This window comes from Streptomyces sp. NPDC059009, assembly GCF_042740175.1.
GTDB lineage: Bacteria > Actinomycetota > Actinomycetes > Streptomycetales > Streptomycetaceae > Streptomyces.
On sequence record NZ_JBHYJB010000001.1, the window covers coordinates 1 to 24230 of the forward strand.

The 24230-nt window shown below is 72.1% G+C and carries 25 protein-coding genes; 7 read left to right on the forward strand and 18 right to left on the reverse strand.

Features of this window, described 5'->3' with window-relative positions:
- Positions 1-169 precede the first annotated feature (169 nt).
- Positions 170-520 (forward strand): VOC family protein, encoded by a 351-nt coding sequence (locus tag ACFWYM_RS00005; protein ID WP_384828161.1) that lies wholly within the window; start codon positions 170-172, stop codon positions 518-520.
- Between the two features lie 46 nt (positions 521-566).
- On the opposite strand, the gene ACFWYM_RS00010 is transcribed toward ACFWYM_RS00005, so the two are convergent.
- Together ACFWYM_RS00010 and ACFWYM_RS00015 are read right to left on the reverse strand one after the other, a co-directional pair.
- Positions 567-2543, reverse strand: a complete 1977-nt coding sequence (locus tag ACFWYM_RS00010) for a DUF5107 domain-containing protein (protein ID WP_384828163.1) — start codon at positions 2541-2543, stop codon at positions 567-569.
- Positions 2544-2583: 40 nt separating this feature from the next.
- Positions 2584-2805 carry a hypothetical protein gene (locus ACFWYM_RS00015; RefSeq protein ID WP_384828165.1) on the reverse strand — a complete coding sequence of 74 codons (222 nt, stop codon included), beginning with the start codon at positions 2803-2805 and terminating at the stop codon, positions 2584-2586.
- A gap of 61 nt (positions 2806-2866) precedes the next feature.
- On the opposite strand from ACFWYM_RS00015, the gene ACFWYM_RS00020 reads away from it, so the two are divergent.
- Complete coding sequence (locus tag ACFWYM_RS00020) at positions 2867-3205, forward strand: DUF6204 family protein (protein WP_384828167.1); 339 nt, start codon at positions 2867-2869, stop codon at positions 3203-3205.
- A 67-nt stretch (positions 3206-3272) separates the two neighbouring features.
- Here ACFWYM_RS00020 and ACFWYM_RS00025 read toward each other — a convergent pair whose 3' ends face one another.
- From ACFWYM_RS00025 to ACFWYM_RS00050, 6 genes are all read right to left on the reverse strand, one after another.
- A complete protein-coding gene (locus tag ACFWYM_RS00025; protein WP_384828169.1) occupies positions 3273-3620 on the reverse strand; it encodes a hypothetical protein in 348 nt (115 codons plus the stop codon).
- Entirely contained in the window at positions 3613-4872 is a 1260-nt protein-coding gene (locus ACFWYM_RS00030; RefSeq protein ID WP_384828171.1) for a serine/threonine-protein kinase, read from the reverse strand. Before ACFWYM_RS00030 ends, ACFWYM_RS00025 begins: the two co-directional genes overlap by 8 nt.
- A gap of 38 nt (positions 4873-4910) precedes the next feature.
- Positions 4911-5459, reverse strand: coding sequence for a GNAT family N-acetyltransferase (locus ACFWYM_RS00035; protein ID WP_384828173.1), 549 nt, complete (start codon positions 5457-5459; stop codon positions 4911-4913).
- A 33-nt stretch (positions 5460-5492) separates the two neighbouring features.
- Positions 5493-5813 (reverse strand): hypothetical protein, encoded by a 321-nt coding sequence (locus tag ACFWYM_RS00040; protein ID WP_384828175.1) that lies wholly within the window; start codon positions 5811-5813, stop codon positions 5493-5495.
- Positions 5810-6049, reverse strand: a complete 240-nt coding sequence (locus ACFWYM_RS00045; protein ID WP_384828176.1) for a hypothetical protein — start codon at positions 6047-6049, stop codon at positions 5810-5812. The genes ACFWYM_RS00040 and ACFWYM_RS00045 overlap by 4 nt, the downstream gene beginning before the upstream one ends.
- A gap of 121 nt (positions 6050-6170) precedes the next feature.
- Positions 6171-7970, reverse strand: a complete 1800-nt coding sequence (locus ACFWYM_RS00050; RefSeq protein WP_384828797.1) for an alpha/beta fold hydrolase — start codon at positions 7968-7970, stop codon at positions 6171-6173.
- 361 nt (positions 7971-8331) lie between these two features.
- On the opposite strand from ACFWYM_RS00050, the gene ACFWYM_RS00055 reads away from it, so the two are divergent.
- Positions 8332-8907 carry an AAA family ATPase gene (locus tag ACFWYM_RS00055; protein ID WP_384828177.1) on the forward strand — a complete coding sequence of 192 codons (576 nt, stop codon included), beginning with the start codon at positions 8332-8334 and terminating at the stop codon, positions 8905-8907.
- A 12-nt stretch (positions 8908-8919) separates the two neighbouring features.
- Here the strand turns inward: ACFWYM_RS00055 and ACFWYM_RS00060 are convergent, their stop codons facing one another.
- A complete protein-coding gene (locus ACFWYM_RS00060; protein WP_384828179.1) occupies positions 8920-10056 on the reverse strand; it encodes an FAD-dependent oxidoreductase in 1137 nt (378 codons plus the stop codon).
- Positions 10057-10447: 391 nt separating this feature from the next.
- On the opposite strand from ACFWYM_RS00060, the gene ACFWYM_RS00065 reads away from it, so the two are divergent.
- Positions 10448-12670, forward strand: a complete 2223-nt coding sequence (locus tag ACFWYM_RS00065) for a glycosyltransferase family 39 protein (protein ID WP_384828181.1) — start codon at positions 10448-10450, stop codon at positions 12668-12670.
- Between the two features lie 61 nt (positions 12671-12731).
- On the opposite strand, the gene ACFWYM_RS00070 is transcribed toward ACFWYM_RS00065, so the two are convergent.
- From ACFWYM_RS00070 to ACFWYM_RS00085, 4 genes are read right to left on the reverse strand one after another with little or no spacing between them, the layout of a single operon-like run.
- Entirely contained in the window at positions 12732-13670 is a 939-nt protein-coding gene (locus ACFWYM_RS00070) for an LD-carboxypeptidase (RefSeq protein ID WP_384828799.1), read from the reverse strand.
- Positions 13671-13687: 17 nt separating this feature from the next.
- The gene (locus ACFWYM_RS00075; RefSeq protein ID WP_384828801.1) at positions 13688-15682 is read right to left on the reverse strand and encodes a prolyl oligopeptidase family serine peptidase; all 1995 of its coding nucleotides are present in this window, start codon (positions 15680-15682) and stop codon (positions 13688-13690) included.
- A 42-nt stretch (positions 15683-15724) separates the two neighbouring features.
- Positions 15725-17098 carry a M20/M25/M40 family metallo-hydrolase gene (locus ACFWYM_RS00080; RefSeq protein ID WP_384828182.1) on the reverse strand — a complete coding sequence of 458 codons (1374 nt, stop codon included), beginning with the start codon at positions 17096-17098 and terminating at the stop codon, positions 15725-15727.
- Entirely contained in the window at positions 17091-17933 is an 843-nt protein-coding gene (locus ACFWYM_RS00085; RefSeq protein ID WP_384828183.1) for a M55 family metallopeptidase, read from the reverse strand. The genes ACFWYM_RS00080 and ACFWYM_RS00085 overlap by 8 nt, the downstream gene beginning before the upstream one ends.
- A gap of 277 nt (positions 17934-18210) precedes the next feature.
- Between ACFWYM_RS00085 and ACFWYM_RS00090 the strand changes: the two genes are divergently transcribed.
- Positions 18211-18687 (forward strand): hypothetical protein, encoded by a 477-nt coding sequence (locus tag ACFWYM_RS00090; protein ID WP_384828185.1) that lies wholly within the window; start codon positions 18211-18213, stop codon positions 18685-18687.
- Here ACFWYM_RS00090 and ACFWYM_RS00095 read toward each other — a convergent pair.
- Positions 18623-19627: a LysR family transcriptional regulator gene (locus ACFWYM_RS00095; RefSeq protein WP_384828187.1), complete on the reverse strand. Its 1005-nt coding sequence runs from the start codon at positions 19625-19627 to the stop codon at positions 18623-18625. The two genes, ACFWYM_RS00090 and ACFWYM_RS00095, sit on opposite strands and share 65 nt — an antisense overlap.
- Before the next feature lie 116 nt (positions 19628-19743).
- Here ACFWYM_RS00095 and ACFWYM_RS00100 point away from each other — a divergent pair, with 116 nt between their 5' ends.
- Positions 19744-20130 (forward strand): 4-oxalocrotonate tautomerase family protein, encoded by a 387-nt coding sequence (locus ACFWYM_RS00100; RefSeq protein ID WP_384828189.1) that lies wholly within the window; start codon positions 19744-19746, stop codon positions 20128-20130.
- 51 nt (positions 20131-20181) lie between these two features.
- Here the strand turns inward: ACFWYM_RS00100 and ACFWYM_RS00105 are convergent, their stop codons facing one another.
- From ACFWYM_RS00105 to ACFWYM_RS00115, 3 genes are all read right to left on the reverse strand, one after another.
- Positions 20182-20571: a VOC family protein gene (locus ACFWYM_RS00105; RefSeq protein ID WP_384828190.1), complete on the reverse strand. Its 390-nt coding sequence runs from the start codon at positions 20569-20571 to the stop codon at positions 20182-20184.
- Complete coding sequence (locus ACFWYM_RS00110; protein ID WP_384828192.1) at positions 20568-21662, reverse strand: AraC family transcriptional regulator; 1095 nt, start codon at positions 21660-21662, stop codon at positions 20568-20570. The genes ACFWYM_RS00105 and ACFWYM_RS00110 overlap by 4 nt, the downstream gene beginning before the upstream one ends.
- A gap of 104 nt (positions 21663-21766) precedes the next feature.
- The gene (locus tag ACFWYM_RS00115; RefSeq protein ID WP_384828194.1) at positions 21767-22933 is read right to left on the reverse strand and encodes an FAD-dependent monooxygenase; all 1167 of its coding nucleotides are present in this window, start codon (positions 22931-22933) and stop codon (positions 21767-21769) included.
- A gap of 155 nt (positions 22934-23088) precedes the next feature.
- On the opposite strand from ACFWYM_RS00115, the gene ACFWYM_RS00120 reads away from it, so the two are divergent.
- Positions 23089-23595 (forward strand): DinB family protein, encoded by a 507-nt coding sequence (locus ACFWYM_RS00120; protein WP_384828196.1) that lies wholly within the window; start codon positions 23089-23091, stop codon positions 23593-23595.
- Positions 23596-23666: 71 nt separating this feature from the next.
- Here the strand turns inward: ACFWYM_RS00120 and ACFWYM_RS00125 are convergent, their stop codons facing one another.
- Complete coding sequence (locus ACFWYM_RS00125) at positions 23667-24020, reverse strand: hypothetical protein (RefSeq protein WP_384828198.1); 354 nt, start codon at positions 24018-24020, stop codon at positions 23667-23669.
- Positions 24021-24230 lie beyond the last annotated feature (210 nt).

Below are 24230 nucleotides of genomic sequence, written 5' to 3' on the forward strand. Positions count from 1 at the left end.
GAGGAGGGCGACAACGCGGAGCGTTGGCAACCGACGACAACGCCGCAGATCGGCGGGCCACAGCCCGCGACCGCGGCAAGATCCGCCGGACAGGCCCTAGCCCCGGTCTCCGGAGGCCGTTCCCCCGAAACGATCTCGTGGCCCGCCGACGCCAACTAGGCTCCTCCTCATGGAGATCCTGGGAGCCACGCTGCGCATCTGCGTCGAGGACCTGGAGTCCTCGGTCGCCTTCTACGAACGGCTCGCGGGCGGCAAGGCGATGCGCTTCGAGCGCGGCGGCGTCTCGGTCGCCGCGATCGGCTGCTTCCTGCTGATGAGCGGTCCCGAGCACGAGCTGGAGATCCTGCGGAAGGTCTCCGCGACGATCGCGGTGCCGGACGTCGACGAGGCGAACGAGGTCCTCACCGCCTCCGGGGCCCGCGTCCTCGCGGGCCCCGTCCCCACACCCGTGGGCCGCAACCTCATCGCCCTCCACCCGGACGGCTCGGTCTTCGAGTACGCGGACCGCAAGCAGGAGTAAGCAAGGGCAGGACCCGCCGCCGGCCGTGCCGGGGGCCCGCCCCGCCTCAACTGGACGGCCGCATACGGAAGTCGTACCGCGACGGCAGCCTCTCCCCGCCGGAGGCTGCCGCCCAGACCTGCCCCACCGCCTCGTCCGCCTCCCGCAGGTCCGCCACCTCGAAGCCGTCGTCGAAGACGGCCCTGGCCGCGGCCGTCTCGCCCTCCGCGAGGAGCAGCCGGGCCTCGATGAGGCGGAAGCGGCCGGTCGCCCGGGTGGTGGCGTGCAGCCGCTCCCACACACCGCGGGCGTCGCTCGCACGGCCCGCCGAGAGCAGCGCCTCGATCGCCTCCCGGCCCAGCGCGGCCGTCGCCGCGGTCCAGGTGACGCCGTCGTCCCGCCGCTCCTGGCACAGGTCGTCGAAGGCGTCCCGGTACCGGTCGGCGGCCCGCTCCCGGTGGCCCGACGTGAGGTCCGCCACCGCGAGGCAGCGCAGCAACGGCCAGACCGAGGGCGCCAGTTCGAGGCCGCGCTCCCAGCTCCGTACCGCCTGCGCGCGGTCACCGGCGTGCCACTGCGCCACGCCCAGGTGGTACTCGGCGAGCGGCTGCGCGGGCGCCGTCTCCAGCATGTCCCGCCAGTGCGGGGCGACCAGCGTGGGTCCCGGCGGGGCGACGCGGCGCGGCTCGGGCACGGCGCCGGAGTTGAGCAGCTCCAGCCAGGGCGCCTGCTCGGGCCCGAGCGTCGACTCCTCGAAGGGCGTGCCGGGCAACTTCCAGTCCGCGCGCAGCACTTCGAGGGCGCCCCAGCCGGAGCCGGCGGCGAGGCGCTCGCCGGGTTCGACGTCCGCGCAGGGCCGCCACGCCTCGTGGGCGCGGTCCACGGCCTCGGCGGACAGCACGGCGGCGAGCCGTCCCTCGACCTGCCCGCGCGCGGCGGCCCAGTCCGCTCCGTGCACCGCGCCGGGGTCGGCCTCCATGGGCCCGTACGCCTCCAGCCAGGAGAACTCGCTCTCGGCGTCCAGGCGTACGTGCTCCAGCTGGGTGCGGGCGAGCCCCGCCTGGATCTCCGCGTAGCCGCCGGTGCCGGGCTCGGTCAGCCACTCCTGCCAGCGCCGCCCGCCGGGCCCCGCCCCCCACATGAACAGCTTGCGCCCGCGCAGCAGCCCGGTGGAGGTCTGCACGAGCCCGCGCCCCTCGTCGTCGAGGGCGGCGATCCAGCGGCGCGCCCCGTCGGGCAGGTCGTAGAAGTAGTCGGCGGCGTGGGTGGACTTCAGCGGATACGTACGGTCGGTGCCCTCGTGTTCCGGTACGGGCACCCGGCTGAGCCGCCGGGCGTACCCGAAGTGCCAGGCTTCGTCGGCGGGAGTGAGCACCCGGCTCCCTTCAGGAACAGCGATGTTGGACCACCAGTACACGGGGGCGGGCCGCTCGTGCGGGTTGCGGATGCGCACGCCCACGTACAGGAAGTCCGAGTCCTGCGGCAGCCACAGGTCGACCTGGAAGGGCAGGTCGCGCAGCCGCTCCCACTCCCACAGGCGCAGCATCTCGCCGCCGTCGGGGGCGGGCACACGGGCGGCGTGCAGGGGCGCGCAGGCGAGCGTGGAGTGCCCGGTGGCGCCGATGTTCCACTCGATGCCGCCGGAGAACCAGGCGCCGTTCAGGGCGAAGTCGGCGGGCTGCAGCACCGGGTTGCGGTACAGCAGTTCGCGCCCGGTCTCCTTCTGCACGAGGGAGTGGACGCGTCCGCCGTACCCCGGCAGGACGGTGGCGCGCAGCCGCTCGTTCTCGATGACGATCGTGTCGAGCGTGGTGGGGGTGCGCTCCCTCCCGTACCCGTCGAGGATCCGCGCGGGCAGCACGGAGTGCAGCGGCTCGTAGCCGAGCTGGCGCGCCATGTCGCGCGGCAGCCCGTCGAGCGACCGCTCGTCGAGGGTGTGCACCTCGCCCAGCGGACGGAGCGGGGGCAGCGGGTTCTCCGGCCCCAACGGGGCCGCGGGCAGGATCAGTTCGGCACGGCGCACGGTGGTCGTCACAACGACCATGGAACACGGTGCAGCCCACACCGACCAGGGGGTTTCCGGGTCAGGATTGCGCAAAGGCGTCCACGGCGGGATCGGTGAGCAGATCTCCCGCGGTCCCGTCCGGGTCCGGATCGGGGTCAAGACCATCGGTGTGCTCGATGCGGTCGGCGAGCTTGACGGTGTACGCGGCGATGGCTGCAGCCGGGCACGGTGCCGCGGGCGGGCGGGCGAAGGCCCAGGTCGGAGGGGGCGTCGAGCGCGCGATATTCCGCTTGCGGGTCATCGTCGAACACGTACGCTGACCACTTCAGGAGCCGAGCCGAGCGAGAAGCGCAGGGAACGAGATGGGCACGCAGCACACGTACCGGGTGATCGTCCGAGGCGCCTGGGAGGCCCTCACGGACGAGGCACGCACCCGCCTGCTCGCGGAGGCGGCCGCCCACGAGGGCCTGGCCGGGATGAAGTTCACCCCCGAGGGCACCCTGAGCTACGACCGCGCGCTCAAGCACTTCTCGTTCCGGTACGTCATCGAGTCCGACGCCGAGGACGGCGAGGAGATGGCGGGCGCGATCGCGGAGGACCGCGCTGAGACGACGCTGCGTGAACTCGCGTACGGGCACGGCGCGTTGCGCTCGACCGTGACGGACCTGGACACCATGAAGATCAACCGGAAGCGCCGCTGAGCCGAGTCCCCGGCGCCCGGCCCCGCGCCGTCCGCCATGCCGGGCGCCACGCCCACCGGCGCCCGCTTCACTCCCGCTGACGGTTCCGCACCGCGAGCACCGCCCCCGCGAGCCCCGCCACACCCCCGCCGATCATCGGCACGACCTGCGCCGACACCTTGTGGTCGACGGCGTAGAAGCCGAGCCAGACGAAGGCCACCCCGAACCCCACCACGATCACGTGCTCCAGCAGCCGGAACCCGTACCCCACCCACTGGTCGAGCCGCTCCCGCCGCAGCCGGCGCTCCACGAGGTCCCGCCGCCAGGCGAGGTGCCCCGGGTCGATCTCCTGCCACTTGCGCGCCTCGTCGGCCTCGGGGAAAGCGGGCACGATCCCGGCGGGCGGGCCCGTGGGCGGCGTCTCCTGCTCAGACATCGCGCGCACCCCTTCCCGCCCTGCCCGGGCCATCCGGCGCCGCGCATGCGACCCACCGGTCGACGTCCAACAGCGCCTTGTCCAGGGCCTGTTCGGCCGCTGCCTGGCGCCGCGCCCGCTCCTCGTCGGTCCACCGCGCGGGGGGAGCAAGCGACCTGACGTACCACCGCCACAGGGGCAGCCGCGCACGCAGCCGCCGCCGCGCCAGGGCGGCCCGCACCTGTACGGCGAGCACGCACAGACCGAGCGCGAACAGCGCCCACGGCAGCAGGGCCCCGAAGGCGTCACCCAGGTCGCCCGCGCTGACGTGGACCTGGCCCGCCGACACCAGCGCCACGGCGAGCACGAGCGCGAAGAGCCCCCAGGGCAAGGCGGCGCCCATTCCTCTCGACGGCCTGCCCACTGTGGGGGCCCGGCCCACCGCCGTGTGCTGCGCGGCCGCCACGGCGGGCCTTCCCCCGGCCCTGGCCAGCACAGCACGCGCCTCGTCCACGGTCAGGCGCCGCTCGGGAGCCTTCGCCAGCAACCCGTCGACGAGCAGCCCGAGTTGACCGAGACGGGGCCCGAGAGGCGGCGGCTCCTCGTGCAGGACGGCATGCATGGTTGCCGGGACGCTGCTCCGGTGGAACGGCGAGTACCCCTCGATGAGCTCATACAGCGTCGCCCCCAGCGAGAACAGGTCACTGCCCGGCCCTCGGCGTTCGCCGTTCACCAGCTCAGGGGAGACGTAGTCCGCCACGTCCCTCATCCACGTGCCGCTGTCGGTGGTCTCGTCCGCGAACCCCCGCACCATGGTGTCGAGGCCGGGCAGCAGGACCCACCTGCCCTCGCTCCAGCGGATGTTGCCGGGCCGCACGTCCCCGTGGACGACCCCGGCCCGGTGCATCGCCTCCAGCGCGGCGAGCAGCGCCTGCGCGACCTCCCGTACCTGCCTTTCGGTCAACTGACCGTGCTCGGCCCGGACTTCGGTCAGCGTCGGTCCGGTGAGCAGCGGCGTCACTCTCCACACCCGCCCGCCCGCCTCCACGATGTCGTGGACAACGGCGAGATGCGGCTGGTCCCGCAGCCGGGCGAGCGTGCGGACCAGCTGCCGCACCCGCCCCATCCCCTCCGGCCCCACCATCCCCACGGACTCGATGGCGACCGGAACACCCAGCGACTGGTCGTACGCCCGCCACACCGGGCCGTACCCGCCGGACCCCGCCTGGTACCTGATCCGATAACGCCCGCCGAGCACCTGGCCTGGCCCCATCCGCTGCCCCATGCCTCCCCCGTACCCGCCGCCCCGTCTCAGGAAGCCCGCACCATCTCCGCCGTCAGGGCCCATCGCTCATGATCCCGCCAACTCCCGTCGATGTAGAGGAAGTCCGGCGAGAACCCTTCGAGCCGGAACCCGCACCGCCGGGCCAACGCGACCGAAGCGGCGTTCGTGGGCTGGACGTTGATCTCCAGGCGGTGCAGGCCGAGTGGCCCGAAGGCGTGCCGGACGACGAGACCGAGGCCCTCCGCCATCATCCCGCGCCCGGCCGCGTGCGCGAAAGCGCCGTAACCGAGGGCTCCGCACCGGAAGGCGCCCGCGACGATGTTGTTGATGCTGACGAATCCGGCGATGGCTCCGGAGTCGTGCTCGCAGAGCAGGAACCCGGCCTTCGCCGGGTTCTCGATGAGCGCGCCCGCGTACGCGGCGTACGTCTCGGCCGTGCGGGGCGGGAAGAGCCAGGGGCGGTGCAGCTCCTGGCTCTCCTCGGCCCGCCGGGTGAACTCGTCGCCGTCCGCGTACGTGAAGGGCCTGATGCCCACGCGCGGACCACGGCCGAGATATATGTCGCTGTCTGGCATACGGGCACGCTACCTACGGGCGGGCCGCAGGCTTCACTTGGCTCCCTTGGGGCACTTCTCGTCGTTCTTGACGACCCCGATGGTGATGGCCTCTCCGTCGAGCTTCGTGCCCGCCGCCGGGTTCTGTGTGCACACCTTCCAGCTCAGCGGCCACAGGACGTGCCGGTGGAAGCCGCTGGCGTCGTGGACGTCGACGCGGGTGCGGTAGTCGACCGTGTTGAACACGTGCATGAGGCCGCGGCCCCGGAACTCCGGCATGGGCGGTCCGGCGGCCACCGCCGTCGTGACCGTCATGGCGGTGGCGGCGGCCACGGTGCCCACGACGACCACGGCCCGTCTCAGTTCAACCCTCACTTGCGCCTCCTGACGAAGTAGGCCCCGCACAAGGCACCGATCAGTCCCGTGCCGAGGAGGGCCATCCACAGGGGCATGGACACTTCGGGGATGAGCAGTCGGATCTTGGTGTTGCGGGTGTTCTCGAAGATGAAGACCAGGGTGAGGACGGCGATCGTCGCGACGATCACCCTGCCGGGCGTCATCAGCCCGCCCGAGCTGCTCTTCGAGCCGCCCGTGGAGGTGTTGGGGCTCATTGTCTGGACCCTTCCGTCGGAGGTTACGACCGGCCTCCCCCGCCCCCAGCATGGGCAGCGGGGCGGGTTCGCGCGCGGTGGGTGTTCCTCCGGGGTGGGCCGCTGGGCCGTACGGGTGACCTCAGTGCACGACCGGCAGGTCGAGCACCCCGGTGTCGCCGGGCTCACTGGTGACCGTCACCGGCTTCACCCCGCGGTTGCCCCCGTACGCCCCGTCGCTCGCCGCGATCACGAACCGCAGCCGGTGCCCCGTCTCGTACCGGTGCACGATGCCCGGCAGCGTCACCGTGAACGGCCGCGTCACGTCCGGCACCCGCACGGGCGCCACGAGACGGTGCACCAGCGTCTTCTTGCCATCGGGCGCGACGTCGTACAGCTTGGCGAAGAGCACGAGCTTGTCGGCGGCGTCGCCGGAGCTCTGCGTCTTCTCGGTCCTGGGCGAGACGACCTTCAGCGTGGCCCTCGGCGAACCCACGACGTCGACGGGGGACGTGACCGGCTCGGTGGTCCAGTCGAGGTAGGTGCCCTTGATGTCGTACGGGGCCGGGTCGGGCAGGCCGATCATCCCGGCGAGGGAGCTCTCCGAATGGCTCGTGGGGACCAGCCAGTTGCGGTACTCGCGGCTGCCGTACGCGATCTTCTTGCGGTGGTCGACGAGCTTGCCGTCCCCGGACAGATACAGCTTCTGGCTCAGGGCCGGGACCTTCGGCGCGGTGCCGTACTTGCCGTCCGGACCGTTCGGACTGTTCGGATCGCTGATCCAGTCGCGGTAGTAGGCGAAGTCCGGCCCGGTGTCGACGCCCTTGCCGTGCCGCAGATAGCGGTCGAACCACGCGAGGATGCGCTTGCCGACGTACGAGGTCTCCAAGTTGCCCCGGCCGAGGTCGAGTTCACCGGAGTCCGGATCGCTGAGGCTGCCGCTGTGTCCCCCGTACTGCCAGATCATCTTGGCCGTCGTGCCCTGCGCCTTGAGGGTCTTGTACGTGGCCTGGGCCTCGTTGAGGTTGAAGAGGCTGTCGGCCTGCCCCTGGATCAGGAGCGTGGGTGCCTCGACCCGGTTCAGATAGGACACCGGTGAGACGCTGCGCGCGAACTTCTGGAGCTGCCGGGTCCTGTCGGCGGGATAGCGGCCTGAGTTGAGGGTGCGGATGGTCTCGCAGGCGTCGGAGACGAAGTGCAGACAGCCGAGCTTGTTGATCCGGGACGGATCGAGGCTCGGCGCGAGCAGGGGCTGCCCCTCCCCGATCAGATAGAACCCGTTCATCCACTGCCATTTGGCGGCGCCTGGCACGGACCGGTCGGCGGCGTTGTTCGGGTCGAGGGAGTACGCCAGGTCGTTCCAGGTGATCATCGGCACGAGGGCGTCGACGCGGTGGTCGACTGCGGCCGTCGCCATCTGGACGGCCCCGCCGTACGAGCCGCCGATCATCCCGACGCACGGGTCTCCCGTGCGGTCCGTGGTGACGTAGTCGATGGTCGTGCCGTCGTCGGCGGCCCGCTTGCCCCCGAGGAAGTCGACGAGCCCGGAGGCCGCCACCCCGTCGGTCTTCGGGTCGTCGAGGGAGATCAGGCACCCCGACGTGCCGAAGCCGAGCCCGGAGTAGACGAGCCCGACGTACCCGCGCTCCGCGAACGCCTTGCCGATCGCGGCCGTCCCCCCGTCGCTCTTGCTCCCGCCGAACCCGTTGGTGGCGAGCACGGCGGGCGCGGTGTGCGCGGCGTCGACTCCCGCGGGCGTGTAGAGGTCGGCGTCGACGGTGCAGGTGCCGCCGCCGGTCCGGACGGTGAACTTCAGTGCTTTGACGGCGACTTGGCCACCGGTGGCACCGGCCGGGGCCGCGAGGGCGAGCGGTGCGGCGAGCGCGGCCCCGAGGGCGAGGGCGATCGGCGTACGGGATCCGCGCAGGGCGCGCCGGGACAGGAGACGACGGGACTCGGGGCGACAGGACACGGGACCTCCACGCTGAGGGCGACCGTCGACCGGCGGCCGTCTACTGGCCGGTAGGCCCGGCCGAGGTCATGCTGTGACACGTGTCAGGCACGGGTCAACGCTCGTGACAGCGGTTTCTTCCGGGAGACGGTGCAGAGATTCCGTGAAGGGGGACGGGGCCTTCCAGGCAGGTGGCGCGGCCTTCGGGGCAGATGGCGCGGTCCTCAGGACGGGGGCGCGGCTCTCAGGACGAGGGCGGCGTCGCCAGGACGGGGGCGGCGTCGCCAGGACGGGGGCGGCGTCGTCAGAATGCGATGGCGGGCCCCCGGGCCCCGCTGGCAGGCTTGCGGGCGTGACCACAGCCGGGAACCATGCCGCGGTCCGTCGCGAGACGCCGGACTGCCTGATCGTCACGGGGCTGCCGGGGGCCGGGAAGTCGACGGTGACCAGGCGCGTCGCCGAGCGCCTGCCGCGCTCCGCCCGGCTCGACGGCGACTTCGTCAGCAGGCTCGTCGTCGGCGGGCGCGTCGGGGCGCTGGGCGAACCCGCCGACGAGGCAGCGCGCCAAGTGGAGCTGTGCAACCGCAATCTGTGCACGCTGGCGGCCAACTTCTGCGATGCCGGCTTCACGCCCGTGATCGACTGGGTGATCCCCGACCGAGCACAGCTGGACTTCTTCGTCTCCCTCCTCCCGGCCCGCCGGGTCCTGTTCGTCGTGCTCGCACCGGGCATCGAGGCGTGCCGCCACCGCAACACCCTCCGCGACCCGCAGGAGCGCTTCTTCTTCGACGGCTACGAGGAACTGGATGCCGCGATGAAGCGTGAACTCGGCGATGTGGGCTGGTGGTTCGACACGTCGGCCCTCACCGCCGAGGAGAGCGCCGATCGTGTCATCGAGGAAGCCCGCGGCCGCGCGCCGGTGAACTGACTCAAGGGGCGATCACCGGCTCTTCTCGTACTCCTCGAACAGGGCGGCCAGCGCGTGGGCCGTGTTGTTGTCGGAGTCCATCTGCTCGTGCTCGATGCCCTCAAGAGCGGCTTCGGCACCGCGCGGGAACATGGCCTGCTCGTACGCGGCGAGTGCGGCCTCGACATCGTCCGGGTGCGCGGCGAGGGACGTGGCGAGCTCGGCGCCGTCGAGCATGGCCAGGTTGGCGCCCTCGCCGTTGGGGGCCGCGAGGTGGGCGGCGTCGCCGATCAGGGTCACGCCCGGCTTCCGCTCCCAGCGGTGCTCGACCGGGAGGGCGAAGAGACGGCGCAGGACCGGGGCGGTGTCGCCGTCGGTGATCAGCGCGGTGAGTTCGGGCGCCCAGCCGTCGAACTCCCGGGCTATCCGCGCCGTGGCCGCGGCGGCGTCCGTGAAGTCGACGCCGTCGAACCACTCCTGCGGCTCGGCGATCCCCACGTAGGCGTGCAGGGTGTCGCCCTTCTCCCGGTGGGCGAAGATCTCCCGGCCGGGCGAGGGCGCCATCAACGACCCGCCGCCGACGGCCTTCGCGGCGGCCGGGTGCCGGGTGTCGGCGTCGTACAGGTAGGTCTCGACGACCGACCGTCCGACGTACTGGGGTGTGGCGTCGGTGAGCAGGGGCCGGACCCGCGACCAGGCGCCGTCGGCACCGACCAGCAGGCTGGTGACGACGGTGGCACCGCCGTCGAAGCCGACCTCGTGGCGCCCCTCTCCCAGGGCCCGGACGCCACTCACCTTGTGTCCCCACTGCACGGTCCCGTCAGGGAGCGAGTCGAGCAGGATCTGCCGCAGGTCGGCGCGCAGCGCCTCGGGGCGGCCGCCCGTGCCGTCGTCGGCCTTGTCGAGCAAGACGGTCCCGTCCCGGTCGAGGACCCGCAGCGACTGGCGCCCCTCCAGGACGATGCCGTGGAACTCCTCCATCAGGCCGGCCTCTTGGAGGGCCAACTGCCCGTTGTAGTCATGGATGTCGAGCATTCCGCCCTGCGAACGCGCCGTCGGGGACGGCTCCCCCTCGTAGACGGTGGACGGGATCCCATGGACATGCAGGACGCGGGCGAGGGTGAGCCCGCCGAGTCCGGCGCCGATGATCGTGACGTGCGGGATGGTCATGGTGGCTCCTCAGCTGTCGCGTCAGGTGTCGAGGCCACCCGATGAGCTCGGGCAGGCCGTCTCCGCAAAGGTGCAAGAGGCCACCGACAGCCCACCGACACGGAACCGACAGCCCCCGACAGCCGACCGACATGGCGCCGGTCACCACGTCCTCCCGTCACCACGTCCTCCCGTCACCACGTCCTCCTGTCACCGCCAGGGGCGAGGTACTTGAGGCGTACGCCCAAGGGCCACGGACGGTCCTGCTCCAGGTCCCTGGTCGGACCCGCCGGCTCGGCCGCGCAGGTGACGACCCGGACCGCGGCGGCGCCTAGCGTTCCGTACGCGATCGGGAGTTCCCGCGGCGGTCTGTGACTCCGGTCGCTCCCCCATGCCGACGCGGAGGTTCCCCATGCCCGGATCCGGAGTCAGACCTCATGTGCTGGCGCCCTGCGCCCTCATGCTGTCGCTCGGACTGTGGGGCCTCTCGCGCGGCGACAGCATGTGGCGCGACGAGGCGGCCACGTGGCAGGCGGCGCACCGCAGCGTTCCTGAGATCTGGCAGATGACCGCCCACGTCGACGTGGTGCACGGGCTCTACTACCTCTTCATGCACGCCGTGTTCGCGGTCTTCGGGGACGGGCTCGGCTCGCTGCGGCTGCCGTCGGTGCTGGCCATGAGCGGCGCAGCGGCGCTGGTCGCCGACCTCGGGGCGAGGCTGGCGGGCCGGTGGGCGGGCCTGGCGGCCGGGCTGGTGTTCGCGCTGTCGCCCTCGGTACAGGAGTACGCGCAGGAGGGCCGCCCGTACGCGCTGGTCACCTTCTTTGCCGCGCTGTCCTGCCGCCTGCTCGTCGCGGCGGTGGACCGGCCCGGGCCCGGCCGCTGGACGGCCTACGGGACGACCGTGCTGACGGCGGCCCTCCTCAACTGGTTCTCCCTGCTGGTGCTCTGCGCGCACGCCGTGACACTGGCACTCGTGCGACCGGCTCGCCGGGTCGTGGGGCACTGGTCCGTCGCCGCGAGCGCGGCGGTCCTGTGCGCGCTGCCGCTGATCGCGGCGAGCCGGGCCCAGGCGGCGCAGATCGCCTGGATACCGGGGGTGGGGGCGGGCACGGTGGCCGGGGTGGCGGTGATGCTGGGTGTGGGTGGGGGGTGTGCGTGGTTCGCGGGAACGGGGGCGGGGGCGGGGGCGGGGGCACGCGTGCCGGCCGGAGCGCGGGGCGTAGCCGCGTCGCGGGGACGAGTGGGAGGCCACCCGGAGGCCCCAGCGCACGCACAGGCTGAGGCCCGCACCGGAGCCCGACCACCGCGGACGGCAGCGGAAGCGCGTCCGACAACCGGAACGCGGCCGGGAGGTGGAGCAACAACGGCAACGGCGGCGCAGCCAGGAACGGGAACGCAGCCCGACGCGGAGGTGGCGACGCAGGTGCGACGACGGTGCGCGACGGCGCAGGCGCGAGCTATCGTGCTTCCGGTTCCGGTTGCGGTTGCGGTTGCGGAGGCTCAAGCGCGAGCAGGAGCACAGGGAGGAGCCCGGGCGACTGTGCGGGCGGGCGCGCAGGCGGATTCGGCTGCGCAGGCAGCAGCGGAAACGCGGGCCGCAACGAAGACAGCGACAGCTGAAACGATTGCGGCGACTTCAACCGCAGGCACCGCACCCCCACCGCCCACCCACCCCCGCATCACGCTCCCCGCCCTCGCTCTCCCCCTCCTCACCCTCCCCCCACTCCTCTTACTCGTGGCCTCCGCCCTCCACCCCGTCTACCTCGCGCGCTACGTCCTCTTCACGCACCTCGGCCTCGCCCTCCTTGTCGGCGCGGCGTGTCACGCCCTCGCCGTCCGCACGTCAACTCCGCCCCTCCGTACGATCGTTGCTGTCGCCGCCTGCGCCTTCCTTCTCCTGCTCCCCGCCCAGATGTCCCTGCGCGACCCCCACGGCCGGATCGACGACGTCCTGTCCGCGGCCGCCAACGTCGCCACGGCCCGTGAACCCGGCGACGCGGTGCTCTACATCCCCGCCGCCCGGCGTGACACGGCGCTCGTCACACCCGGCGACTTCGTCGGGCTCGACGATGTCGCCCTGGCCCAAGGTCCCCTGGAATCAGGCACGTTGAACGGCGTGGAGGCCGGGCCTCGACACATCGAGCGCGCCATGCTCAGGGCGCATCGCATCCTCGTCGTCACCGACGCCGGCGGGCCCTCGCCCGGCACCGCCCGCGACCGCATGAAACAGCGGGTCCTGCAAGAGCACTTCTTACTGGGCGCCGAGAGGAGCGAACGAGGCCGCAAGGTCATGGTGTGGGTACGCAAGAGCAGGGAGAACAGTAAGAGCAGGGAGGACAGGGAGAGCGGGGGCACCCCGGTGGCAGGTGCAGGACGGGCGAGCGCGCTCGCACGCCCGTATCGTGGCGGCATGTTCACTTCGCGCAAGAGCGGCAAGGACGAGTCCTGGGAAGGCGTCGTGACCGACAAGTCGCGGGGCATGACCGATGGCTCGAACATGTATCACTACGCCGAGATCCGGCTCCCCGACGGGCAGACCCAGAAGGTCCGCGTCGGCCGTGGCCTCTGGAAGGACCTCGCCGTCGGCGACCGTCTCGTCAAGGAGGCGGGCACAGACCCGGTCAAGGGGTAGCTCCCCGCTGCCCCGGCACCGGCACCAGCACCAGGACGACCGGGCAGGGACCGTGAGCCGCTCACATCAGCGCGGGCACGTCCAGCCTCAACACCCCTGCCTCCGCGTCCAGTTCCCCCGCCACCCCCAGCGGCAGCGTCGGCGCCCCCTCCCCGTGGCCGAACCCGAAGTCGCCCACCACGGGCACCCCGAGCCCGCCGAGCCGGTCCGCGAGGAGGGCGCGGACCTCCGGGTACGGCTCGCAGTCCACCCACGAGCCGAGCGCCACCCCGGCGACCCCGTCGAGCCAGCCGCCGCGCAGGAGTTGGGTGAGGTAGCGGTCGAGGCGGTAGGGGTCCTCGCCGATGTCCTCCAGGCACAGCAGGCCGCCGCGCGCCGAGGGGCGGGCGTGCGGGGTGCCGAGGTCGGCGGCGAGCAGGCTGAGGCAGCCGCCGAGGGTCACACCCCGCGCCCGGCGGGGGGTGAGGGGGGAAGCCGGGGAAGGGGCGGCGTCCGTCGTCAGTTCCTGTACCGACTCGGGAGTGAACAGCGTTGCCCGCAAGTTCTCTTGCGCCTTCTCGCTCTTGAGGAAGCCGTCCGTCGCGATCAGCGGCCCGTGCAGCGTCGCCAGGCCGAGGCGCGCCGCGAACGCCTCGTGGAGCGCGGTGATGTCGCTGTAGCCGACGAGCACCTTGGGCCCCGCCGCCCGGAGCGCCTCCCAGTCGAGGAGGTCCACCATCCGCTGGATGCCGTAGCCGCCGCGCGCACAGAACACGGCGGACACCTCCGGGTCGCACCAGGCCCGCTGGAAGTCGGCCGCCCGGTCGGCGTCCGCGCCCGCGAGGTACGTCAACTCCCGGCCCACGGACAGGACATGAGCGCCGGTCACCGGGTCGAGGTCCCAGCCCCGCAGGATGTCAAGGCCCGCCTGCAGGCTCGCCTCGGGCACCGGTCCGGCGGGCGCGACGACGGCGACTCTCGACGACGGAGTGAGGCGGGGCGGGCGGGCAAGCGGGGGCACTCGGCCGGCCGGTGGGGTCACTTGGCGAGCTCCAGGGTGGGGATGCCTGTCGCGTGGAGGCCGAAGACCTGTGCGTACAGGGAGAGTTCGGACTCCAGGGCGCGGATCATCGTGTCGGCCCTGCGGAAGCCGTGGCCCTCGCCCTCGAAGGCGATGTACGCGTGCGGGACGCGCCGTCCCGTGAACCGGGCGAGGAACCGCTCGGCCTGCGCGGGCGGGCAGATCACGTCGTCGAGGCCCTGGAGGAGCAGGAAGGGGACGGTGACGCGGTCCGCCTGCTGGGTGGGCGAGCGTTCCGCGTAGCGGGCGGCGGTGCAGGCGCGCGGGCCCACCAGGGACTCCAGGTACTGGGACTCCAGGTCGTGGGTCTCGCCGGTGCTCCACGCGGTGAGGTCGAGGACGGGGTAGATGACGGTGCCGCACGCGTACACGTCCGTGGTGGCGAGCGAGGCCGCCGTGGTCCAGCCGCCCGCGCTGCCGCCGCGGATGGCGAGCCGGCCGCGGTCGGCGGTGCCCTCGTCGGCGAGCGCGAGGGCGACGGCGGCGCAGTCCTCGACGTCGACGACGCCCCACTGTTCGCGCAGCCGGTCGCGGTAGGCGCGGCCGTAGCCGGTGGAGCCGCCGTAGTTGACCTCGGCGACGCCGATGCCGCGCGAGGTGAAGTAGGCGATCTCCAGGTCGAGCACGAGGGGCGCGCGGTCGGTGGGGCCGCCGTGCGCCCACACCACGTACGGCGGCAGCTCGTCGTCGGCGGCGAGGCGACCGGGGTGGTGCGGCGGGTAGATGTGGGCGTGGATCTCGCGTCCGCAGGGGCCGCTGAAGGTGCGGATCTGCGGCTCGGGGTAGTAGGCGGGGTCGACGGGGTCGTCGTGGGCGGCGCCGATGACGCGGGCGCGGCCGGTGCGGGTGTCGAGCTCCACCACCTCGTACGCGCTGCGCGGGCTGGCCGCGACGCCGACGACGCGGGTGCCGTGCGTGGCGAGGGTGGGCGCCCACTCCGTCCAGGGCCCGGCCGCGTCCACGACCTCGCCGGTCTCCGGGTCGAGTATGCCGAGGGCGGTGGCGCCCTTGCCGTGCACGACGGCGATGAGACCGCCCGCCAGCGGCGCGAACCAGCGGCGGCCCGCCTGCCACAGGGCCCCGCCGAACTCCTCCTCGCGGGTGCAGAGCGCCTCGGCGGCGCCCGTGCCGTCCGGCCGCGCCCGGTACAGGTTCCACCAGCCGGTGCGGTCGCTGGCGAACAGCAGCCGCCCGTCGGCCGCCCACTCGGTCTGCACGATCGACTCGCCGACGCCGCCCGCGAGGGTCCTGGCCGGTCCGAAGGTGCCGTCCGCGGCGACCTCGGCGACCTTCAACTCGGTCTCGTCCCACGGCATGTGGGGGTGGTTCCAGCCGATCCAGGCGGCGTGGCCGCCGTCGGGCGAGAGCCGCGGTCCGGTGACGAAGCGGTGGGCGCCGTCGGAGAGTTCCCGCACCGCCGACCGGTCGCCGGCCGCCGCGCCGTCGAGGGGCACCGCGGCGAGGACCCGGCGCACATCGGTGGGCCCGGCGCCGGTGAACTCCTCCAGGACGCACCACACTTCGCCCCGGTCGAGGTGGATGCGCGGATCGACCCAGCGCAGGCCGCCGCCCACGGGCGAGAGGGGGGTGAGGGGGCGGGGGACGGCGCCGGGGGCGTCGGGGGTGTGGGCGTAGAGGCGCTGGTCGGCGAAGTCGGAGAAGACGACGAGGGCACCGTGGGGGCCCTCGCCGTCGTGCGCCCCGGCCCAGGGCAGGCCCCCGTACTCCATGACCCGGCTGCGGACGTTCCACGGCGGCGGCAGGACCGACTCCTCGGTGCCGTCCGCGCGGCGCCGCACCAGGGCGCGGCGCCCGCCTTCGTCGGGGCGCGGCTCCGTCCACCACGTCTCGTCCCCCACGAAGCCTGCGAAGGAGGGGCTGCCGTCGTGGGCGGCAGCGAGCCGCGCGTCGATGGGCGAGGGCCAGGAGCCATACGGTGTGGTCTGCACCATGTCGTTCACGCCCCCACTTTCACAGAGCCGTCCGCATTCTCTCTAGGCCGTGCGCAAGAACCGGTCAAGGACGCGGACACCGAAGTGCAGGGCCTCGACCGGGACGCGCTCGTCGACACCGTGGAACAGCGCCTGGTAGTCGAAGCCCTCGGGGAGCTTGAGCGGCGCGAAGCCGTAGCCCGTGATGCCGAGCCGGGAGAACTGCTTGGCGTCCGTGCCCCCCGACATGCAGTACGGCACCACGTGCCCCTCGGGTGCGAACTCCTCTACGGCGGCGCGCATCCTGGCGTACGTCGGCGAGTCCACGGGCGCCTGGAGAGCCACCTCGCGGTGGTGGAACTCCCAGTTCACATCCGGTCCGGTGAGCAGGTCGAGGGTCTGGCGGAACTCTTCTTCGCCACCGGGCAGATAGCGGCCGTCGACGTGGGCGGTGGCCTCCCCCGGAATCACATTGATCTTGTAACCGGCGGACAGCATCGTGGGGTTGGCGCTGCCGCGCACGGTCGGCGCCACCAGGTCGGCGACCGGTCCGAGCTTGTCGAAGAGCGCGTCGACGTCGAAGCCGGGCGCGTCCACGTCGGCGTCCAGGCCGTACAGGGAGGCGAGTTCGACGAGGGCGGCGCGCACGGTGGGGGTGAGCCGGACCGGCCACCGGTGCTGGGCGATGCGGGCGATGGCGCCGGCGAGGTGCCCCACGGCGTTGTCGGGGTTCACCTTGGAGCCGTGCCCCGCCTTCCCGTACGCGGTGAGCTTCAGCCAGCCCGTGCCCCGCTCCCCCGCCGCGATCGGGTACAGCTCGCGTCCGCGCCCGTCGTGGAAGGTGAACGCCCCGGACTCGCTGATGCCTTCGGTGCAGCCCTCGAAGAGCTCCGGGTGGCTGTCGGCGAGGAAGCCCGAGCCGTCGACGGCGCTGGCCTCCTCGTCGGCGGTGAAGGCGATCACGATGTCCCGGCGCGGCCGCACCCCGGCGCGCGCCCAGCGCCGTACGACGGCGAGGATCATCGCGTCCATGTTCTTCATGTCGATGGCGCCGCGCCCCCACACGACGCCGTCGCGGATCTCCCCGGAGAAGGGGTCCACGCTCCAGTCGGCGGCCTCGGCGGGCACGACGTCCAGGTGCCCGTGCACGAGCAGTGCCTCGGCGCCGGGGTCGGTGCCCGCGATGCGCGCGACGACGTTGGTGCGCCCCGGCGTGCGCTCCAGGAGGGTCGGTTCGAGCCCGGCCCCGGCGAGCCGTTCGGCGGCGTACTCGGCGGCGGGGCGCTCGCGGCAGTCGCCGTCGCCGCGGTTGGTGGTGTCGATGCGGATGAGGTCGGAGGTGAACTCGACGACCTCGTCGAGTGCCGTGGCGTCGACTCCCGCCGACGCCGGAGTCGACCCCTCGGCGGCGTCCGCAGAATCGTTCCGGTCAGCCATACTGCTCCTCCACGGCAGCCGCGGCGATCGTGGTGACCGCCTTGAAGGTACGAATTCCCTCGTACATCGTCTCGCTGGTGTACGTGATCTGACGCTCCCCGGTGCGCCGGACGCCCGGCACGACCGTCGACGCCATCGACAGGTGTTCGGCGTCGAACTCGACCTCGACGGTGAAGGGTCCGGCTGCGACCGGGTCCCGGCGCACCGCGAGCGTCGCGGCCTCCTTGGCGGCGGCCCGGATGTCGGCGGCGGTGCGCGCGGGCGTGCGGCACACCGCCGCGTACCGCGACACGTGGTCCTTCACGGCGACCTTCAGCGCGTCCGGCGCGTACCCGAGGGCGTCCTCACAGGCCAGGTCGTCACCGGTGACGAGCACCACCGGCACCCCGAACTCGGCCACCACGCGCGCGTTGAGCAGCCCCTCGCTGGCCCGCACCCCGTTCACCCACACCCCGGTGATCGAATTGGCCAGATATGTATGGGCGAGGACGCCTTCCATGCCGGCGCCCGCGTGGTAGCCGACGAACGCGATCCCGTCGACGGCGTGCTCCCCCTCGTACTGCACGCCCTCCACCATCGAGAGCGCCTTGTGCCGTCCGGTGAGCATCTCCGCCCGCTCGTCCAGCTCCTCGAGCAGCAGATTGCGCATGGTCCAGTGGGCCTCGTTGATGAGCACCTCGTCGGCGCCGCCTTCGAAGAACCCGACCACGGCGGCGTTCACATCCGAGGTGAACATCGACCGGCACCGCTCCCACTGGGGCGTACCGGGCAGCACGTCGGCAGGCCAGGTCACACCCGTCGCGCCCTCCATGTCGGCGCTGATGAGGATCTTCATGCGTCGCGGTCCCATCCGTCCCATCGCAGGTCAGAGGCTCGTACGGTCTACGGTGCCAGCACTTCTCGGCTTCACCCGGCAGTGACACAGATCTTCATGCGGCGTCACGTTACGCGGTGCCGAAAGGGCGGACCAGGCCGTTACGACCTTGGGACACCGTGCTATCAATACGCTCTGTATGGGGGACATAAGCTGCCCCCTGCGAATGCATCGCACAGTCCTGACAGTTGGGCCCCACGGGGCCACAGGGGGAAGAGGTACCAGCGCAGTGAACCGCATGCGCACCACCACCGCAGTTCTGGCCACGGCGGCCGCCATCACGGGCGCCCAGCTCACCATGGCCGGGGCGGCGTCGGCCGCTCCGAGCAAGGCGCCGACGGCCGCGGGCTGCCCGGTCGACATTTCCTACCCGACCCGGTTCTACACGGACCACAACGGCTGGGTGACCAACGGCGGCCTGTACTTCGGCATCAAGAACCGGAGCAGCAAGAGCTTCAAGAAGGTCTCCTTCACGGTGACCAACAAGAAGAACATCCGCTTCGGCAAGGCGACCCCGCACGGCGGCGGCAAGATCACGCACCGCACGTCGCAGAAGGCCACGGTCTACAAGACGACGCTCAAGGGCAAGAAGAGCCTCGGCTTCAAGGTCCGTACGCACGTGCTCAACCGGCGCTCCTACAAGGTCAGTTTCACCCTGCACGGCCAGGGCCGGACCTGGAACTGCGCGGTGAAGCAGGGCGGCTGGGGAGTCTGATCTCCTGATCCCCACCGGCCACGTGCTTGATCAGCACGCGGTCTGAACCGGCCTCCATGACGGCCTTCGCCTCGGCGCGGGCCAGATGCCCCACGGCCGATTCGGCCAGGGTGCGGACCGCCGGGTGCCATGGGCGCTCCGGCGGTCCGCTCAGGACGAGACGGCGCGAGGTCTGCGGCCGCACGGGCAGCAGCACCAGGTCGTCGGGGAGCAGTGCCCGCGAGACCTCGGACAGCACCGTGACCCCGATCCCGGCCTGCACCATGCTGATGAGGGTGGCCAGGTCCCGTACGCGATGGGTCGGTTCAAAGGGCACTCCCGCGAGGCGGTGGATGGTGCGGACGCGCGCCTCGCACCCGTTGGGCGAGATCAAGAAGTCGTCATCCTCCAGGTCCCGGAGGTCGACGACCGGCTCCCCGGCGAGCGGATGATCGCCGGGCAACAGCGCCCGATAGCCGTCGACGGCGAGCTGGACCCCCGGCCCGGCGGGCGGATCGACGAGTATGGCGGCATCGGCGGTCCCGTCCCGGAGCCACCCCTCCACCTCGCCGCTGTCCCCTTCGAAGACCCGCACGGTGACTCGGGGTTGGTCTTCCGCCCAGTGCCGGAGCAGCCCGGGCACCATGCCCTGGCACACGGTGGGCGTCGCCGCGAGCCGCACCGTTCCGCTCATGGCTCCGCTCGCGTCGGCCGCGACCCGCTCCACGGCCCCGGCCGCCGAGACGGCCATGCGCGCGTGCGGCAGGACCCGCTCCCCCAGGACCGTCGTCCGCACCGGGGCGGCCCGCACGACGAGCGGCCCGGCCAGCTCCCTCTCCAGGGAGGCGACGGCGTGCGACACGGCTGACTGGCTCATGCCCAACTCGACGGCGGCCGCGCTGAATCCGCCCGCGTCGACGACGGCGAGGAAGGCGCGGAGCTGGGGCAGGTTCACGGACATGCGGCGGACTCATACCTCCATGACATGTATGCGTTGGATCAATGGTGCCAGCCGGGGCGAGGCTTGCCGCACGCCGCCCACCAGGGCGGAAACCCACCCGAAGCCGGAGGAGAGCCATGCCGTACTTCCGCGTCACCGTCCCCGATCCCACCCTGCCCTCGGACGTCCGGAGCGCCCTCGCCGAGGGCCTGACGCGCCTCGCGGTCAGCGACCTCAAGAAGTCGAGCGCACGGACCATCGTGCACATCAACCTTGTCGAGGCCGGGAGTTACTACATCGACGGCAAGCCGCTGACCGATGCCCGCGACGCCCATGTGGAGGCCAGCCTCACCGCGGGCACCAACAGCGCGTCGGAGAAGGCCGCGTTCATCGCGAGCGCGAACCGGCTCCTCACCGACCTCTTGGGGCCCCTGTCCCGCTCCGGAGTCGCGCTCCACGAACTGCATCCGGAGAGCTACGGATACGGCGGGGTGACGCAGTTGGACTTCTACCGGCGGGCCTAGGCGCCGACCGCCGGAGGGGGTGGCGAGCCCCCTCCCGGGCCCGGCCCGGTTCTACGGTGCGAGGGTGCGCAGAACGCAGAACTCATTGCCCTCGGGGTCTGCCATGACCACCCAGTTCCGGTCCGCGCCCTGGCCCACATCCGCCTTGGTGGCACCCAGGCCGAGCAACCTGGCCACCTCGTCCTCGGTGCTGCCGTCGATCGGGCTGACGTCGAGGTGCAGCCGGTTCTTCACGGCCTTGCCCTCGGGCACCTGGATGAACAACAGGGTGGGCGGCATCTGGCGGGCCCGGACCTCCTCGACGGTCGGCACCCAGGAGCCGATCTCGACCTTGCCCTCACTCCGTTCGATGACCTTGAAGTCCAGGACCTCGCACCAGAAGTCCGCGAGCCGCTCCGGATCGTGACAGTCAACGGCCAACTCGGTGAACCTACTTGTCATGACTCTCCCAGGTAGTACGGACGGGGCTCAGGGTACGGCTCCCGTCCGATCTGTCTGCGGGTCGCGGTGTCGGAGGGCAGTTCGGCGAAGCGGGCGCGGTACTCGGCGGCGAAGCGGCCGAGGTGTGAGACGCCCCATCGGTAGGCGACCGTGCCGATGGGGTCGGCGGAGGTGAGGATGTCCGCGCGGATCCGGTCGAGCCGCAGGGCGCGGACGTAGGACAGGGGCGAGAGGCCGAGCCGGGCGCGGAATGCGGAGCTGAGGGTCCGCGGGCTGCAGCCCGCGGCATCGGCGATCGCGCCGAGGGTGATGTGCTCGGCGAGGTTCGCCTCGATGAAGGCGAGGGCTGCCCGCAAGGAGCTCGGGTGGCCGGGCCGCGGACCGTCGCGCAACTCATCGGTGTGCGAGTGCGGCTGCGCCAGGAGCAGAGCCGTGGCGAGGGAACGCAACTGGCTGCGCTGCAGCTCCGCGCGCTGGAACAGCGGGTCTCCCGAGTCCAGCTGTTCGAGGAGGGAGTGGACCAGGAGTCGCACCGCCCGGCCCTTGGGCCTGGCCAGATCGAGGGCGAAATCGAAGCGCACCGTGGACACCGGCGGATGCCCCGTCAGCGCCGCGAACTCCTGGTCGATCAGGGCGGCGTCGATCCGCAGGCCCAGGAACCGTGTCCGCCGACCGCGCAGGGGCCGCAGTTCCTGGGTGTCGCCGGGGTTGGCGACACCCGCCGTGGCCTCGTCGAGGGTCGCCCGCAGACCGCCGCACGATGCCGAAATGGCGCCGGAGACACCGATGTTGAGGAAGTAGGAGCCACGGTTGCGGCCGTCGCGGCCTTTATGACCGTTACGACCACTACGGCCGCTACGGCCCTCAGTGGAAGCGACGCGCACATCCAGTGGCGAGGCGAAACAGCCCACCGCGAAGTCGTGGGCGGCGACACCGCGCAGTTCGTGATCGCCGCCGCACAGCTCGTCCAGCGGCGATGTCGCGATCGAGCCGCCGAACAGACGGGTGGCGGCGTTGAGCAGGTCGGCGGGGTTCCGGGATCGGGTGATGAGGTGGTTGCGCAGCGGCGTCGACACGATGACGGGGGTCACCTCCCAAGGGGTTCAGGGCCCGAGAGGCTCATTGTCAGCCATGGCGATCGGGGCGAGGCACGAGTGAGACGGCAATGAGACGGCAGCAAGACGGCAGCGGGGTCCTACGCGGGCTCCGCCATGAGCCGATGGCAGGAATCGACCAGCGCGTACGCCTCATGGTGGCGCTGCGCCTGCTCCAGGCCGACGATCGCCACCGAGGTCTCCACGAGCGTTCGGCACCGCCGGGTGCGCCGGCCGACGAACGCCCGGAGCCCCGCCTCGACGGACGCGTGCCGCCCGAGTTCCCGGGCCAGTACGAGCCCGTCCTCGACGGCCAGGGCAGCCCCACTGGCCATCTGCGGTGCGGGCGCGTGCGCGGCGTCACCGATGACCACGGCGTTGCCCCGGTTCCAGGCGCCGTCCACGAGCGCAGTGAGCACCGGGCGGCGCACCACCGACTTCGACGCCGACTCGGACTCCGACTCGGACTCGGACTCGGTCACCAGGGAGCGGATCTCCTTCCCCCGCCCGGGGAAGGCCCCCAGCAACTGCCTCAGGCGCGGCGCGAGTTCGGCATCAGGCAGGACGCCCCGCTCGGCCCCGTTCTCCGTCAGGAACACGTATGCCTGCCTGTCCGAGAGCGGCACGAGCCCGGCCGTGTCGGTCTTCCCCGCGAACTGGTGCACCCCCGTGGCCCACCGCGGGCGGGGCACCAACGCCCGCCAGACCATCTGCCCATGAAAGCCGGGTGAGGTCTCAAGTCCCAGCAGGTCCCGCACCGACGAGCGGATCCCGTCCGCGCCCACCAGCAGCGCGACCTCCCGGACCGTCCCGTCCGACCACCGCACCCGGACCAGCTCCCCCTCCTGGTCCACAGCGGTCATGGTCACTCCATGGCGCACGGACACCCCGCACCGCTCCGCTTCCGCGTACAGGATGCGGTGCAGTACGGGGCGTGCGATGCCGGCCATCGCCGGCCGCCGCGCACCGATCAGGCGCGGCAACCGGACCACGCCCGCGGGTTCGCCGTGCACGTCCACATGCGTGATCGTGCTCATGCCGTACCCCTCGGCCAGACACGCGTCCGCGAGCCCCAGCTCGTCCAGCGCGCGCAGCGAGGGACCGGTCAGGCACAGCCCCCATCCAGAAGTCGCCTCCGCCGGACCGGCCTCGGCGATCTCGGCGACCTCGACCTGCCATCCACCGCGCGCCAACGCAGTGGCCGCTGTCAGACCGGCCACGCCCGCACCCACGATCACGGCTGTCCGCTCACCGCGACAGCTGTCCATGTACGCCTCCAAAGCACCGATTTCTTCGGAACCGTAGGACGCCTCTGCGCTCCGCCCTATCCGAATCGAGCGGCGGTCATCCGCTGTCGGCAAGCGTTCGTCCGCGTCGGTAAATGCCTCGACACCGGTCGCCCCGATCGGCGACGCTTCGCGCGATGACCAGAATCGACGACACTCCGCCCGCGTGGGACGAGCGCACCCAGCTCACCACGTTCCTCGACTACGCACGTGACACCGCCCGCGCCAAGTGCGACGGCATCTCCGAGGAGAACGCCCGCAAGGCGCTCCTGCCGGGTTCACCGCTGATGACCGTGAGCGGGCTGATCAACCATCTCCGCTGGGTCGAGTACTACTGGTTCCAGGTGGTCTTCCTCGGCGAGGAGGACCAGGGCCCCTGGACCGAGGAGGACCCCGATCGCGAGATGCGTATCGCCGTCGACTTCCCGCTCCCCCAGCTGCTCGACGAGTACGCCGAGCAGAGCGCCCGCTACCGCGAACTGGCCGCCGGGCGCGGCCTGGACGACCGGGCCGAGCGCGCCGTCCGCGGCAGCCTCCACGTCGACCTGCGCTGGATCCTCCTCCACCTCACCGAGGAGACGGCCCGCCACAACGGCCACCTGGACATCCTGCGCGAGATGCTCGACGGCACGACCGGGGGCTAGGGCCGCTGGACAAGGGGTGGGCCCCCGGGGATGCCGGGGGCCCTGGTGCGTGCCGCGGATACGGGTCGGCGTCAGCAGTACGGGATGCCCGGGACGGGCTCGTCGTTGTTGCCGCCGGAGATGAAGATGTCGGAGATCCAGCTGCCGTTGTCGAGCTGCGCCCACCAGTAGTTGTAGTACTCGCCGTAGGAGACGCTGCCGCCCGGCGCCTGGCAGACGGCCTCGACGGTGCCGGGGCCGACCTGGCCGGTGACGGGTGAGGTGGTGTAGGGGTCGGCGTGGGTGTTGACGTCGCTGGCCCAGACGTTCACGGGCACGCGGACCTGGGTGGGTGTCGCCGCGGTGGCGGCTGGGGCGAGGCTGACGGTGAGGAGTGCGGCGCCGGCCACGAGGGCGGCCCTGCGAACCAGAGGCAAGCGGGTCATGTGGTTCCTTCCCTGGTCGGGGGCTGCACCGAATGCGGTACGTCATGACGTCATGTCGGTACGTACGTCGGTACGGAGTCCAAGGTCCTCTTGTCCCGAACCCTCTGACCAGGGCGTTTTCGGCCGTGGCGCATGCAAGCGGAATATTCACCGGTGTGGGGGACGCGTCGAACGCACACCGCCGTCGCCTTTGCGCCATGCGCAACGGTG

Bases quoted from the DNA above. Each gene is read 5' to 3' on its own strand.
- ACFWYM_RS00005 (WP_384828161.1), top strand. From the start codon at position 170: ATGGAGATCCTGGGAGCCACGCTGCGCATCTGCGTCGAGGACCTGGAG.
- ACFWYM_RS00010 (WP_384828163.1), bottom strand. From the start codon at position 2,543: ATGGTCGTTGTGACGACCACCGTGCGCCGTGCCGAACTGATCCTGCCC.
- ACFWYM_RS00015 (WP_384828165.1), bottom strand. From the start codon at position 2,805: ATGACCCGCAAGCGGAATATCGCGCGCTCGACGCCCCCTCCGACCTGG.
- ACFWYM_RS00020 (WP_384828167.1), top strand. From the start codon at position 2,867: ATGGGCACGCAGCACACGTACCGGGTGATCGTCCGAGGCGCCTGGGAG.
- ACFWYM_RS00025 (WP_384828169.1), bottom strand. From the start codon at position 3,620: ATGTCTGAGCAGGAGACGCCGCCCACGGGCCCGCCCGCCGGGATCGTG.
- ACFWYM_RS00030 (WP_384828171.1), bottom strand. From the start codon at position 4,872: ATGGGGCCAGGCCAGGTGCTCGGCGGGCGTTATCGGATCAGGTACCAG.
- ACFWYM_RS00035 (WP_384828173.1), bottom strand. From the start codon at position 5,459: ATGCCAGACAGCGACATATATCTCGGCCGTGGTCCGCGCGTGGGCATC.
- ACFWYM_RS00045 (WP_384828176.1), bottom strand. From the start codon at position 6,049: ATGAGCCCCAACACCTCCACGGGCGGCTCGAAGAGCAGCTCGGGCGGG.
- ACFWYM_RS00060 (WP_384828179.1), bottom strand. From the start codon at position 10,056: ATGACCATCCCGCACGTCACGATCATCGGCGCCGGACTCGGCGGGCTC.
- ACFWYM_RS00065 (WP_384828181.1), top strand. From the start codon at position 10,448: ATGCCCGGATCCGGAGTCAGACCTCATGTGCTGGCGCCCTGCGCCCTC.
- ACFWYM_RS00075 (WP_384828801.1), bottom strand. From the start codon at position 15,682: ATGGTGCAGACCACACCGTATGGCTCCTGGCCCTCGCCCATCGACGCG.
- ACFWYM_RS00080 (WP_384828182.1), bottom strand. From the start codon at position 17,098: ATGGCTGACCGGAACGATTCTGCGGACGCCGCCGAGGGGTCGACTCCG.
- ACFWYM_RS00085 (WP_384828183.1), bottom strand. From the start codon at position 17,933: ATGAAGATCCTCATCAGCGCCGACATGGAGGGCGCGACGGGTGTGACC.
- ACFWYM_RS00090 (WP_384828185.1), top strand. From the start codon at position 18,211: ATGCGCACCACCACCGCAGTTCTGGCCACGGCGGCCGCCATCACGGGC.
- ACFWYM_RS00095 (WP_384828187.1), bottom strand. From the start codon at position 19,627: ATGTCCGTGAACCTGCCCCAGCTCCGCGCCTTCCTCGCCGTCGTCGAC.
- ACFWYM_RS00100 (WP_384828189.1), top strand. From the start codon at position 19,744: ATGCCGTACTTCCGCGTCACCGTCCCCGATCCCACCCTGCCCTCGGAC.
- ACFWYM_RS00105 (WP_384828190.1), bottom strand. From the start codon at position 20,571: ATGACAAGTAGGTTCACCGAGTTGGCCGTTGACTGTCACGATCCGGAG.
- ACFWYM_RS00115 (WP_384828194.1), bottom strand. From the start codon at position 22,933: ATGGACAGCTGTCGCGGTGAGCGGACAGCCGTGATCGTGGGTGCGGGC.
- ACFWYM_RS00120 (WP_384828196.1), top strand. From the start codon at position 23,089: ATGACCAGAATCGACGACACTCCGCCCGCGTGGGACGAGCGCACCCAG.
- ACFWYM_RS00125 (WP_384828198.1), bottom strand. From the start codon at position 24,020: ATGACCCGCTTGCCTCTGGTTCGCAGGGCCGCCCTCGTGGCCGGCGCC.